This window comes from Pseudonocardia autotrophica (assembly GCF_003945385.1).
GTDB classification, from domain to species: Bacteria; Actinomycetota; Actinomycetes; order Mycobacteriales; family Pseudonocardiaceae; genus Pseudonocardia; species Pseudonocardia autotrophica.
The window spans coordinates 6766156-6778066 of record NZ_AP018920.1 but is presented as its reverse complement, the minus strand read 5'-3'; the positions used below and the strand labels follow the sequence as shown (position 1 = coordinate 6778066).

General features: G+C 74.3%; 12 protein-coding genes. 11 read left to right on the top strand and 1 reads right to left on the bottom strand.

Going from position 1 to position 11911, the window contains the following annotated elements; all coding sequences use genetic code 11:
* Nucleotides 1-7: 7 nt before the first annotated feature.
* On the bottom strand, nt 8-970 hold the full coding sequence (locus Pdca_RS31535; RefSeq protein ID WP_085913281.1) for a hypothetical protein: 963 nt from the start codon (nt 968-970) through the stop codon (nt 8-10).
* A gap of 346 nt (nt 971-1316) precedes the next feature.
* Between Pdca_RS31535 and ftsH the strand changes: the two genes are divergently transcribed.
* The 11 genes from ftsH to Pdca_RS31480 all read left to right on the top strand — a co-directional run bounded on the left by ftsH (nt 1317) and on the right by Pdca_RS31480 (nt 11853).
* Nucleotides 1317-3875, top strand: a complete 2559-nt coding sequence (gene ftsH, locus Pdca_RS31530; protein ID WP_085913280.1) for an ATP-dependent zinc metalloprotease FtsH — start codon at nt 1317-1319, stop codon at nt 3873-3875.
* 83 nt (nt 3876-3958) lie between these two features.
* Nucleotides 3959-4522, top strand: coding sequence for a GTP cyclohydrolase I FolE (folE, locus tag Pdca_RS31525; RefSeq protein WP_085913391.1), 564 nt, complete (start codon nt 3959-3961; stop codon nt 4520-4522).
* A gap of 1 nt (nt 4523) precedes the next feature.
* Entirely contained in the window at nt 4524-5417 is an 894-nt protein-coding gene (folP, locus tag Pdca_RS31520) for a dihydropteroate synthase (RefSeq protein WP_373865534.1), read from the top strand.
* Nucleotides 5410-5775, top strand: a complete 366-nt coding sequence (gene folB, locus Pdca_RS31515; RefSeq protein WP_085913279.1) for a dihydroneopterin aldolase — start codon at nt 5410-5412, stop codon at nt 5773-5775. The genes folP and folB overlap by 8 nt, the downstream gene beginning before the upstream one ends.
* The gene (gene folK, locus Pdca_RS31510; RefSeq protein WP_085913278.1) at nt 5772-6293 is read left to right on the top strand and encodes a 2-amino-4-hydroxy-6-hydroxymethyldihydropteridine diphosphokinase; all 522 of its coding nucleotides are present in this window, start codon (nt 5772-5774) and stop codon (nt 6291-6293) included. Before folB ends, folK begins: the two co-directional genes overlap by 4 nt.
* A gap of 56 nt (nt 6294-6349) precedes the next feature.
* Nucleotides 6350-6817 (top strand): DUF3180 domain-containing protein, encoded by a 468-nt coding sequence (locus Pdca_RS31505; protein WP_085913390.1) that lies wholly within the window; start codon nt 6350-6352, stop codon nt 6815-6817.
* 76 nt (nt 6818-6893) lie between these two features.
* On the top strand, nt 6894-8597 hold the full coding sequence (locus Pdca_RS31500) for a PrsW family intramembrane metalloprotease (RefSeq protein ID WP_085913277.1): 1704 nt from the start codon (nt 6894-6896) through the stop codon (nt 8595-8597).
* 208 nt (nt 8598-8805) lie between these two features.
* A complete protein-coding gene (locus Pdca_RS31495; RefSeq protein WP_085913389.1) occupies nt 8806-9738 on the top strand; it encodes a Rossmann-like and DUF2520 domain-containing protein in 933 nt (310 codons plus the stop codon).
* A complete protein-coding gene (gene panC, locus Pdca_RS31490; protein ID WP_085913276.1) occupies nt 9735-10610 on the top strand; it encodes a pantoate--beta-alanine ligase in 876 nt (291 codons plus the stop codon). Before Pdca_RS31495 ends, panC begins: the two co-directional genes overlap by 4 nt.
* Before the next feature lie 16 nt (nt 10611-10626).
* Complete coding sequence (panD, locus tag Pdca_RS31485) at nt 10627-11037, top strand: aspartate 1-decarboxylase (protein WP_085913275.1); 411 nt, start codon at nt 10627-10629, stop codon at nt 11035-11037.
* Between the two features lie 3 nt (nt 11038-11040).
* The gene (locus Pdca_RS31480) at nt 11041-11853 is read left to right on the top strand and encodes a type III pantothenate kinase (RefSeq protein ID WP_085913274.1); all 813 of its coding nucleotides are present in this window, start codon (nt 11041-11043) and stop codon (nt 11851-11853) included.
* The last annotated feature ends 58 nt before the right edge of the window (nt 11854-11911 follow it).

The window sequence follows — 11911 nt, the reverse complement described above, 5'->3', positions numbered from 1 at the left end:
GCGGTGCTCAGCCGATCCCGGGCCCGGCGGGCACGGCCAGCGCCCGCGGATCCACCCCGGACGGGGTGGCGGTGAACGGCGGGCCGGCCGCCAGGGCCAGTCCCGGCGGGCCGTCGGTGCGTTCGGCGTAGTCCAGCGCGCGCCGCAGATCGGTGTACTCGATGCTGGGCCGGTCCGCGGTCGTCGACAGGCTGGACAGGACGCCGAGTGCGCGGCCCTCGCCGTCCAGCAGCGGGCTGCCGGACTCCCCGGCCACGCCCGGCACCAGCGAGTACACCGAGTGGCCCCAGCCGCCGCCGACCTCGCCCGCGATCGCCCCGGCCCGCGCCCCGACGGTGCGCGCCCCGGTCGCGTCGGGCGGGTTGGCCAGTCCGAACACCGGGGTGCCGAGGGCAGGCGAGCCGCTCCGGACCTGCTCCGGGCCCCCGAAGAACGGCACCGCGGCGCCCACCGCCGAGCCGGCCTCGCGGGGCAGCTCGACCAGCGCCAGATCGTTGTAGGCGCAGGTGTCGGCGTCGCGTTCGCCGCGGGCCTGCATGGTGTTCCACGAGCTCCACGCCAGCGTCCCGGACACCGCCCGGTCGGTCCCGCGGACGGTGACCGGGGTGCCGATCGGCACGGCGGCGGAGGTGCAGCCGTCGGTCTCGGTCTCGTCACCGGTGCCGCCGCAGTGCGCGGCCTGCGCGAGGAACGTGCGGTCGCCGGAGGTGAACACGAACCCGGCGGTACACAGCCCGGCGCCCGCGGTCTCGGTCACCACACCCGGCCCGATCGGGGCCGGCCCCGGGAGCACCGCGGGCGCGACCGGCGCCGGCTGTGCGCGGGCCGTGGTCGCGACCCCCACCGGTGCCCCGGGAGTCACCGGGTCCGCCGACGGCGAGATGGCGAGGGTCAGTGCGGCCGAGACGGCCAGGCCGACGGCCAGCGCCGGCACCGTCCGGCGGGATCCGCCGCCCGCGCGCCATGTCATCCGATCCGCCCCTCCCGACCCGCAGAGCTGCCCGGTTCGGCCGGACGGAGCAGGACCCGAGCGCGGTGTGCCGCCGGTCCGACACCGAGCGTGCCGCACAGTTGTCCCACACCCGGCGCCGCAGGTGTGCGGCGGGACACCCCTGTGGGGGAACCGGGCAGGTCGGCCGGGCGTTGGTCCGGTGGACGGTCGGTACGACCGTGGACAGCCGGATCCGCCCGGCGCGCTCGCCACGGCGTGCGGCTATCCTGGCGGGTCAGGGCCGTCCGGCGGGGCGGTCGCACTCTCCGCCGCCGCTGCCGTGAACCACTCTCGGGAAGGTGAAGGCCACCCCGGCCGACGTTGCATGGACCGCAAGCGCCTGCTCCGCAACCCGTTGATCTGGATCCTCGTCGCGCTCCTGATCTATCTCGGGTTCAGCTTCATGTTCGACGACACCCGGGGATACACCGACGTCCCGACCTCGGTCGCGCTCGCGCAGATCCAGGAGGGCAACGTTCGCGACGCCCTCGTCGAGGACCGTGAGCAGCAGCTCCGGCTGACGCTGAACACCCCGTACGACGGCGAAACCCAGATCATGACCCAGTACCCGGCGCAGCTGTCCGGGCAGATCTTCGACTCGCTGCGCGGCGTGCCCGGCATTGGCGAGTACGACACCGTCGTGCGACAGGACTCGTTCCTGTCCTCGCTGCTGATCATGATGATCCCGCTGGCGCTGGTGCTGATCATCCTGTTCTGGTTCCTGAACAACGCCCAGGGCGGCGGGAACCGGGTGATGAGCTTCGGCAAGTCCAAGGCCAAGCAGCTGAACAAGGACATGCCGAAGAACACGTTCGCGGACGTGGCGGGCTCGGACGAGGCGGTCGAGGAGCTCCACGAGATCAAGGACTTCCTGCAGAACCCGGCCCGCTACCAGGCGCTCGGCGCGAAGATCCCGAAGGGCGTGCTGCTCTACGGGCCGCCCGGTACCGGTAAGACGTTGCTGGCCCGCGCGGTCGCCGGCGAGGCCGCGGTGCCCTTCTACACGATCTCCGGCTCGGACTTCGTCGAGATGTTCGTCGGTGTCGGTGCGTCCCGGGTGCGCGACCTGTTCGAGCAGGCCAAGCAGAACGCGCCCTGCATCATCTTCGTCGACGAGATCGACGCGGTCGGCCGCCAGCGCGGCGCGGGCCTCGGCGGCGGGCACGACGAGCGTGAGCAGACGCTGAACCAGCTCCTGGTCGAGATGGACGGCTTCGACGCCCGCGGCGGGATCATCCTGATCGCGGCCACCAACCGGCCGGACATCCTGGACCCGGCGCTGCTGCGCCCCGGCCGCTTCGACCGGCAGATCCCGGTCGGCGCGCCCGACCTGGCCGGCCGCCGGGCGATCCTGAACGTGCACAGCAAGGGCAAGCCCTTCGCCGACGACGTCGACTTCGAGTCGCTGGCCAAGCGCACCGTCGGCATGTCCGGTGCCGATCTCGCCAATGTGATCAACGAGGCGGCGCTGCTGACCGCCCGCGAGCACGGCACGCTGATCAACGGTGCGGCGCTGGAGGAGTCGGTCGACCGGGTGGTCGGCGGCCCGAAGCGCAAGTCGAAGATCGTCTCCGAGCGCGAGCGGAAGATCACCGCCTATCACGAGGGCGGGCACGCGCTGGCCGCCTGGGCGATGCCCGACCTGGAGCCGGTCTACAAGCTCACGATCCTGCCGCGGGGCCGCACCGGCGGGCACGCACTGGTCGTCCCGGAGGACGACAAGGGCCTGATGACCCGGGCCGAGATGATCGCCCGCCTGGTGTTCGCGATGGGCGGCCGGTCGGCCGAGGAGCTGGTGTTCCACGAGCCGACGACGGGCGCGTCCTCCGACATCGACCAGGCCACCAAGATCGCCCGCGCGATGGTCACCGAGTACGGGATGAGCGCCAAGCTCGGCGCCGTCCGGTACGGCCGCGAGCAGGGTGACCCGTTCCTCGGCCGGTCGATGGGCAACCAGGCGGACTACTCGCTGGAGATCGCCCACGAGATCGACGAGGAGGTGCGCAAGCTGATCGAGGCGGCGCACACCGAGGCGTGGGAGATCCTCAACACCTACCGCGACGTGCTCGACGACCTGGTGCTGGAGCTCCTGGAGCGGGAGACGCTGAACCGGCGCGACCTCGAGCGGATCTTCGGCTCGGTGGAGAAGCGTCCGCGGATCACCGCGTTCGACGACTTCGGCGAGCGCACGCCGTCGGAGAAGCCGCCGATCAAGACGCCGCGCGAGCTCGCACACGAGCGCGGCGAGGTGCTGCCCGACGAGCACCCGCGGACCCCGGCGCAGGTCGGGGCCGGCGCAGCGGGCAACGGCTACGGCTACGGCGACGCCCCGGGCATGCCCGGCGCGTCCCCGTTCCCGGCCGGAGGCTCGACCCGGGCCCGGCCGGACGCACCGGACGACGGCGGCTACGGCACCGGGAACGGCCACGGGGCCCACGGCGGGACCCCGGACGGCGGCGCCCACAACGGTGAGGCTCCGAACGGTGCTCCCCACAACGGCGGAGCCCAGGCGGGCAACGGCTGGGGCGGCGCTCCGTCCGGTCCCCCGCAGAACGGCTACCAGGGCGGCTACCCGCAGCCACGGCCCGCCGTGGCACCGAACTACGGGGCCCCGCCGGACTGGCGGCCCGCCACCACGCCGCGCGGCCAGACCTGGCCGCCGTCGAACTGGAGCGGGGCCGAGCAGAACCCCCAGCAGCGGAACCCCCAGCAGTACCCCGCACAGCAGCAGTACCCGCCGGGGCAGCACCCGCAGCAGGGCCAGGGCGACGACCCGCAGCAGGGTGGCCCCTCCCGCAACGGTCCGTGGACCGGTGCCGCGGGCAACGGCGCGACCGAGCCCGGTGAGAACCGGCGAGGCACGGACCCGGAGGCAGGACACTGAGCACGTCGACCACGGACGGTCACCCCGGAACCGTGCGCTCCGCCGCCGTCGCGGCGGGGATCGCCGACGCCGCGCCGGAGGGCATGGACCTCGAACGCGCAGCGAGGGCCGTCCGCGAGCTGTTGATCGCCATCGGGGAGGACCCGGACCGCGAGGGCCTGCGGGAGACCCCGGCGCGGGTCGCACGGGCCTACGGCGAGATCTTCGCCGGGATGTTCGTCGATCCGGACACGGTGCTGGAGAAGACCTTCGACGAGGGCCACGGCGAGCTCGTGCTGGTCAAGGACATCCCGATGTTCTCGACCTGCGAGCACCACCTGGTGCCCTTCCACGGGGTGGCGCACGTCGGCTACATCCCGGCGATCGACGGCCAGGTCACCGGCCTGTCCAAGATCGCCAGGGTGGTCGATCTCTACGCCAAGCGCCCGCAGGTGCAGGAACGGCTGACCGCCCAGGTCGCCGACGCGCTCGTGCGCAAGCTGAACCCGCGCGCGGTGATCGTCGTGATGGAGGCCGAGCACCTGTGCATGGCCATGCGTGGCATCCGCAAACCCGGCTCGCGAACCACCACGTCCGCGGTCCGCGGTCTGTTCAAGAGTTCCGCCTCCTCCCGCGCGGAGGCTCTGTCGTTGATCAGGGGATCGTGACGTGGTCGCCCCGGACGGAGCTCTCCCGGACCTGGGCCGTTGCGCGGTCATGGGCGTTCTCAACGTCACCCCGGACTCGTTCTCCGACGGCGGCCGCTACCTGAGCCGCTCGCACGCCGTCGAGCACGGGGTGGCGATGCGCGACGCCGGTGCGGATCTCGTCGACGTCGGTGGCGAGTCGACCAGGCCGGGCGCGCAGCGGGTGGACGCGGCGACCGAGCGGGACCGGGTCCTGCCGGTGATCCGCGAGCTGGTCGAGGCCGGTGTCCGGGTCAGCGTGGACACCACCCGCTCCGAGGTCGCCGCCTCCTGCGTCGAGGCCGGCGCCGCCATGGTGAACGACGTCTCGGGCGGCCTCGCCGACCCGCGGATGGCCGCAGTGGTCGCCGAGGCCAGGGTGCCGTGGGTGCTCATGCACTGGCGAGGGCACAGCTCCACGATGCAGCAGCTCGCCGGGTACGAGGACGTCATCGGCGAGGTCCGCCACGAGCTCGTCGCCCGGGTGGACCACGCGGTGATGGCCGGGGTGGATCCCGGCCGGATCGTGCTCGATCCCGGCCTGGGCTTCGCGAAGACGGCCGCACACAACTGGGCGCTGCTGCGCAGGCTCGACGTACTGATCGGGCTGGGGTTCCCGGTGCTCGTCGGGGCGTCGCGCAAACGGTTCCTCGGCGAGCTGCTCGCCGACGACGACGGCACGCTCCGCCCGCCCGCCGGGCGCGAGGTGGCCACCGCCGCGATCAGCGCGATCGCCGCGAACGCCGGCGCCTGGGGTGTCCGGGTGCACGACGTCGAGTCCACGATGGACGCGGTAGCGGTCAGCGCCGCCTGCCGGCTGGGTGCGACCAGGGCCCGGCCCGCGCCGGAGTCGTCCCGGGGGCCGGGCGGTGAGTGACCGGATCGAGCTGCGCGGGCTGCGGGTGTACGGCAGGCACGGGGTCTTCGAGCACGAGCGTCGCGACGGCCAGGAGTTCGTCGTCGATCTCGTCGTGCACGCCGATCTGGCGGCCGCGGCGGCATCCGACGATCTCGCCGACACCCTCGACTACGGTGCGCTCGCGCAGCTGGCCGCGGCGGTCGTCGGCGGGCCACCGCGGAACCTGATCGAGTCGGTCGCGGGTGCGGTCGCCGACTCCGTCCTCGACTCCGACGAGCGCATCCGCGCGATCGAGGTGACCCTGCACAAGCCGTCCGCCCCGATCCCGCTGACCTTCGACGACGTCGCGGTCGTGCTGCACCGGAGCCGGGCGTGACCCGCGCGGTGCTCTCCCTCGGCTCGAACCTGGGTGACCGGATCGGCCACCTGCGCGCCGTCGTCGCCGATCTGGGGCCGGCGCTCGTCGTCGCCTCGCCGGTGTTCGAGACGGCGCCGTGGGGCGTCACCGACCAGCCGGACTTCCTGAACGCGGTGCTGATCGCCGATGATCCTGCGCGAGACGCATGGGGCTGGCTGCGCCACGGCCAGGCCCTCGAGGACGTCTCGGGCCGGGTCCGTGAGCAGCGGTGGGGGCCGCGCACGCTCGATGTCGACATCGTGCAGGTCGACGGGCCGGACGGGCCGGTGCTCTCCGACGATCCGGAGCTGCTGCTGCCCCATCCCGGAACACCCGAGCGGGCCACGGTGCTGCTGCCGTGGCTGCTGGCCGACCCGGCCGCCGTCCTGCACGGGCACGGCCCGGTCGGCGACCTGCTGGAACGTCTCGGCCCGGGCGGCCGCGACGGCGTCCACCGGCGCGACGACCTGCCGCTGCACCCCGGCGGCCCGCGATGACCAGCCCCGAGCCGGGCCGGCGCCGCCCGGGTCCCGGGGAGGACCCCCGGCCCACCGTGACGCCGACCCGCTACCGCGACCTGGCCGCGATCGCGGTGGTCGCGACCCTGCTCGGCAATATTCTCGTCCAACTGACGTACTCGACGATCCCGGCGCTGCCGGTCGCTGCCGGGGTCACGCTCGGGGTGCTCGCGGTCGCCGAGTTCGGTGGCGGGATCGTGCTGCGTCGCCGGATCGAGCGCCGCGGCGGCGCGGAACCGGTGCCCCCGCTGGTGGCCGCGCGGGCGGTGCTCCTGGCCAAGGCGTCGTCGGTGGCCGGGGCGGTGATCGCCGGGCTGTGGGCCGGGCTGCTGGTGCACACGGTGCCGCGGGCCGACGTCGTGGTCGCCGCATTCCGGGACAGCGTGACCGCCGGGATCGGGCTGCTCTGTGCGCTCCTGCTGGTCGGCAGCGCGCTCTGGCTGGAGTACTGCTGCCGGGCACCCGATGAACCCGACGACTCCGGCGGCGCCGCCCGGACCTGACCCGTCGGAGTGTGACCCGAACCGTCGGCGCGTGCGGACGGGTGCACCGGCGACGGGTTCTCTAGGCTTTCGGGCCATGGGATCTCCCGCGGTGTCCGGACGCACCTACGCCCCGGTGCCGGCTCCCTCGGCGAAGCGACGCGGGGTCCTGCTCCCGGTCGTCGGTCTCGTCGTCCTCGCGCTGCTGACCGTCATCACCGTCGGGATCCTGCAGCGGGCGGTCGGGACGGCCGGCGTCGTCGTCGGCACCCTCGCGGCGCTGTTGCCGGTCGTCCCGGTGGTGGCGGCGTTCCTGTGGGTGGACCGGTGGGAACCGGAACCGCCGCGGATGCTGATGAGCGCCTTCCTCTGGGGTGCAGGCTTCGCGGCGCTGGTCTCGCTGCTGATCAACACCAGCGCGTCGGTGGTGCTCGACGCCGCGGCCGGACGCGGCGCGGGGGACCTGTTCGGCCCGGTCGTGGTCGCGCCGATCGTGGAGGAGTTCGCCAAGGGACTGTTCCTGGTGGGCCTGCTGCTGTTCCGGCGCCGCGAGTTCGACGGCATCGTCGACGGCATCGTCTACGCCGGGATCGTCGGTGCGGGCTTCGCGTTCAGCGAGAACATCCTCTATCTCGGGCGGGCGGTCTCCGACCCGCAGACGGCGGGCGTGCTGGCGACGCTGTTCGTCCGCGGCGTCGCCTCGCCGTTCGCGCACCCGCTGTTCACCTGCATGATCGGCATCGCGGCGGGGGTGGCGGTGGCCAGCCGCAGCGTCGGCGTCCGGCTGCTGGCGCTCACCGCGGGCTATGTCGCCGCGGTGGTGCTGCACGCGCTGTGGAACGGCGCATCGGTGCTGGCCGCGACGCCCGGCGCGTTCTACCAGATCTACGCCTTCGTGATGGTGCCGATCTTCATCGGACTGATCATGCTGGTGGTCTACGCCCGCCGCCGTGAGGCCCGGATCGTCGCCGCCCAGCTCCCCGGGTTCGCCGCGGCGGGCTGGATCGCGCCGAGCGAGGTGCCGCTGCTGGCCCGGCTGTCCCGGCGGAAGGGCTGGCGGACGCTGGTGCGCAAGCGCTCCGGGCGACCGGCGGCCAAGGCGGTCGCCGACTACCAGGCGGCGGTCACCGAACTGGCGTTCATGCGGAACCGGATCGCCCGCGGCGCGGTGCGGGAGAGCGCGCGTGCGCTGCACGACGAGAAGCTGGCAGCGGTGCTGCGGACCCGCGCGATCGCGGTGGGGGTGCCGGAGGCGCTGGTCGCGGCCTGGGCCCGGCAGCGGCCGTCCGGCTGGGAGCCGCCGCCCCCCGCCGCGCCGGACGGGAGCTTCTCCGGGGCGCACAAGATTCCGACCTTCGAGGACGCGCCGCCGCAGGTCGGCGACGCGCCGCCGCGGGGCTGGGTGTCGCGTCCCGAGCCGGGTGGTCCGCGGGCAGGAGCCGCCGCCCCGGCCGCGCGCCCCCGCTCCGGCCCGGGGCAGGGTGCGGGCTCCGCGGCCCAGCCGCAGCCGCCGGTCCAGTCCCAGCCACCGGTCCAGCCGCAGCCGCAGCCGTCGGGCCAGTCCCAGTCCCAGCCTCCGGGGCACCGGCCCGGGCCGGGGCACACACCCGGACCGGGGCTCGGCCCGCAGCGGGGTGCCGAGTCCGCCCCCGGGCCGCCGCAGCCGCAGCCGCAGTCGCAGCCGGATCCGGGCGAGGGCGCCACCCGGCCGGTCCGGCGACCCGACGATCCGGCGCCCCGGGGCCGCCATCACGACGATCCCGGCGACCCCGGCCCGACCCGCCCGATGCGCAGGCCCTGAGCACCGGTCGTGGAGCGCGGCGCCCGCACGGTGGGCGCTCGCGAACCGCGACCGGTGATCAGGTGAGTCCCGTCATAGCGGGTGCTCGGCGGTCCCGGCCCGCGTCTACCCTCGCGGCTGGCGCACGGCCACCGGAGGTCGCGTGCACCGCGGATTGCCCGACCGGTACCCAGACGGACCGGAGCGGGAGGAAACGGACTGAGTTGTGATCGATGCCGGCCGCCCTGCGCGGCTCGCCGTGGGTGTGGTCTCCGCCGGACGTGTCGGTTCGGTGCTGGGAGCCGCCCTCACCAGGGCAGGCCACCACGTGGTGGCCGCATCGGGTGTGTCCCGTGCCTCGGTGCGCCGGGCCGCGGAGCTGCTCCCCGACGTGCCGCTGCTGCCGCCGGACGAGGTCTGCACGCGTTCGGACCTGGTGCTGCTCGCCGTCCCCGATGACGTCCTGCCCGGCCTGGTCCGCGGTCTGGCCGCCGCCGGTTGCTTCCGCCCCGGCCAGATCGTGGTGCACACGGCCGGATCGCACGGTGTCGCGGTGCTGGAGCCCGCCGCGTCGCACGGGGTGCTGCCACTGGCGCTGCACCCGGCGCTGACCTTCACCGGCCGGCCCGAGGACGTCGAGCGCCTCGCGTCCTGCTGCGTCGGGGTCACCGCCCCCGGGGTGGCGGAGAGCGACGCGAGCCCGGAGCCTGCCGACCCGCGCGACGCCGTCGGATGGAGTGTCGCCGAGGCGCTCGTGCTGGAGATGTCGGCCGAGCCGGTACGCATCCCCGAGGCGGTCCGCCCGCTCTACCACGCGGCGCTCGCGCACGGCGCCAACCATCTGATGACGCTGGTCGGGGACTGCGTCCAGCTGCTGGAGTCGGCCGGCGTGCGGCCCGCCGACCGGCTGGTCGCCCCGCTGTTGTCGGCGGCGCTGGACAACGCACTGCGGCACGGTGACCGGGCGCTCACCGGACCGGTCGCCCGGGGCGACTCGGGCACCGTCCGGACCCATCTGGAACGCATCACCGCCGCGGATCCCGAGCTGGCCGCCGGCTACCGGGCGCTGGCCGGGCGGACCGCCCGCCGCGCCGCGGCCGCCGGGCTGCTGGACCGCGCCGCCCTGGACGACGTCGAGAAGGCCCTGGAGGAAGACCGGTGACCGCCACCACCCGCAACGGCTACGCGACCGGCAGGCTGACCGTGCACTCCGATCCGGCGAAGCTGACCGCGGTGACCCGGGCGCTGCGCGGCGCCGGGCGCAAGGTCGTGCTGATCCCGACGATGGGTGCCCTGCACGAGGGCCACCGGGAGCTGATCCGGCACGCCCGGCGGATGCCGGGCGCCGTGGTCCCGGTGGTGTCGATCTTCGTGAACCCGCTCCAGTTCGGAGCCGGGGAGGATCTGGAGCGCTACCCGCGCCCGCTGGAGGCCGATCTCGACGCCTGCCGTGAGGAGGGCGTCGAGCTGGTCCTCACCCCGGGCGTCGAGCACATGTACCCGCCCGGCTCGGAGATCCGGGTCGGGGCCGGGGCGCTCGGAGCGGAGCTGGAGGGCGCGGTCCGGCCCGGCCACTTCGACGGGGTGCTCACCGTCGTGGCGAAGCTGTTCCACATCGTCGGCCCGGACGCCGCGGTCTTCGGCGAGAAAGACTACCAGCAGCTCACCCTGGTCCGCCGGATGGTGCGCGACCTGGACTTCGGGATCGGCATCGTCGGCGTGCCCACGGTCCGGGAGGACGACGGTCTCGCCCTGTCCTCGCGCAACGTCTACCTCGATCCGGAGCAGCGGGTCCGTGCCGGGGTGCTGTCCCGGGCACTCGCCGCCGGCGCCGGGGTGTCCGCCCGCGGCCACGACGCGGTACTGACGGCCGCCCGGACCGCCCTCGACGGCGTGCCCGGGATCGAGCTCGACTACCTGGAGCTGCGTGGCGCCGATCTCGGCCCCGCCCCCGAGTCGGGGGAGGCCCGGCTGCTGGTGGCCGCCCGGTTCGGCCGTACCCGCCTGATCGACAACGTGCCCGTCGCGCTCTGAGCAGAGGAGACACCCCGTGTACCGCACGATGATGAAGTCCAAGATCCACCGCGCGACCGTGACCCAGGCCGACCTGCACTACGTCGGCTCGGTCACCGTCGACGCCGATCTGATGGCCGCGGCGGACCTGCTGGAGGGCGAGCAGGTGTCGATCGTCGACATCACCAACGGCGCCCGCCTGGAGACCTACGTGATCACCGGCGAGCCCGGCTCCGGGGTGATCGGCATCAACGGCGCCGCCGCGCACCTGGTGCACCCCGGCGACCTGGTCATCCTGATCTCCTACGGCTCCTACGACGAGGCCGAGCTGCGCGACTACCGGTCCCGGGTGGTGTTCGTCGACGCCGACAACCGGATCGCCGAGCTGGGCGCCGATCCCGGGCACGCCCCGGCCGGTTCGGGGCTCCTCTCCTCCGCGGCGCGGTAGCCGGTGCTGCTCTGCATCGACGTCGGGAACACCCACGTCTCGCTCGGGCTCTACCCGGAACCCGAGCCGGGCACCGACCCGTCATCGCTCTCCCCGGAGCCGGAGCACCGCTGGCGGATGCGGACCGACACCGGGGCCACCGCCGACGAGCTCGACCTGACGATCACCGGGATGCTCGGCCCGCGCTTCGCCGCGGTGACGGCGGTCGCCGCGCTGTCCACCGTCCCCGGCCCGTCCCGCGAGCTGCGCACACTGCTGTCGCGCTGGTCGGACCGGATGCGCACGCTCGTCGTCGGACCGGGCGTGCGCACCGGCGTCCCGCTGCTGGTCGATCATCCGCGCGAGGTCGGCGCCGACCGGGTGGTGAACAGCCTCGCCGCGCACCACCTGTTCGGTACCACCTGCATCTGCGTCGACCTGGGGACCTGCACGAACATCGACGTCGTCTCGGCGCGCGGCGAGTTCCTCGGCGGCGCGCTGGCGCCGGGGATCGACATCGCGATGCAGGCGCTCGCCGAGCGGGCGTCCTCGCTGCGCCCGGTCGACCTGGTGGAGCCCCGCTCGGTGATCGGCCGGACGACTGTGGAGGCCGTCCAGGCGGGCGTGCTGTACGGCGCGGCCGGGCAGGTCGACGGCCTGGTGCGCCGGATACTGGCCGAGCTCGGCGGGTCCGCGCAGCCGGTGACCGTGGCCGTCACCGGCGGACTCGCGGAACTGGTGTACGGCCGGGCGGACACGATCACCGAGCACGTCCCGGACCTCACGCTGCACGGCCTGCGGCTGACGCACCTGCGCCACCACCGCCCGGCGCGCTGAGGGTCGGCTGCGGCGGGACTGCGACGCGGTCGGTGCGCACCAGGTCGCCGTCGGGGGG

What these genes read in the sequence shown, in the direction of transcription:
- Pdca_RS31535 (WP_085913281.1), bottom strand. Translation starts at nt 970, where the DNA reads ATGACATGGCGCGCGGGCGGCGGATCCCGCCGGACGGTGCCGGCGCTG.
- folE (WP_085913391.1), top strand. Translation starts at nt 3,959, where the DNA reads ATGGACCTCGAACGCGCAGCGAGGGCCGTCCGCGAGCTGTTGATCGCC.
- Pdca_RS31500 (WP_085913277.1), top strand. Translation starts at nt 6,894, where the DNA reads ATGGGATCTCCCGCGGTGTCCGGACGCACCTACGCCCCGGTGCCGGCT.
- ftsH (WP_085913280.1), top strand. Translation starts at nt 1,317, where the DNA reads ATGGACCGCAAGCGCCTGCTCCGCAACCCGTTGATCTGGATCCTCGTC.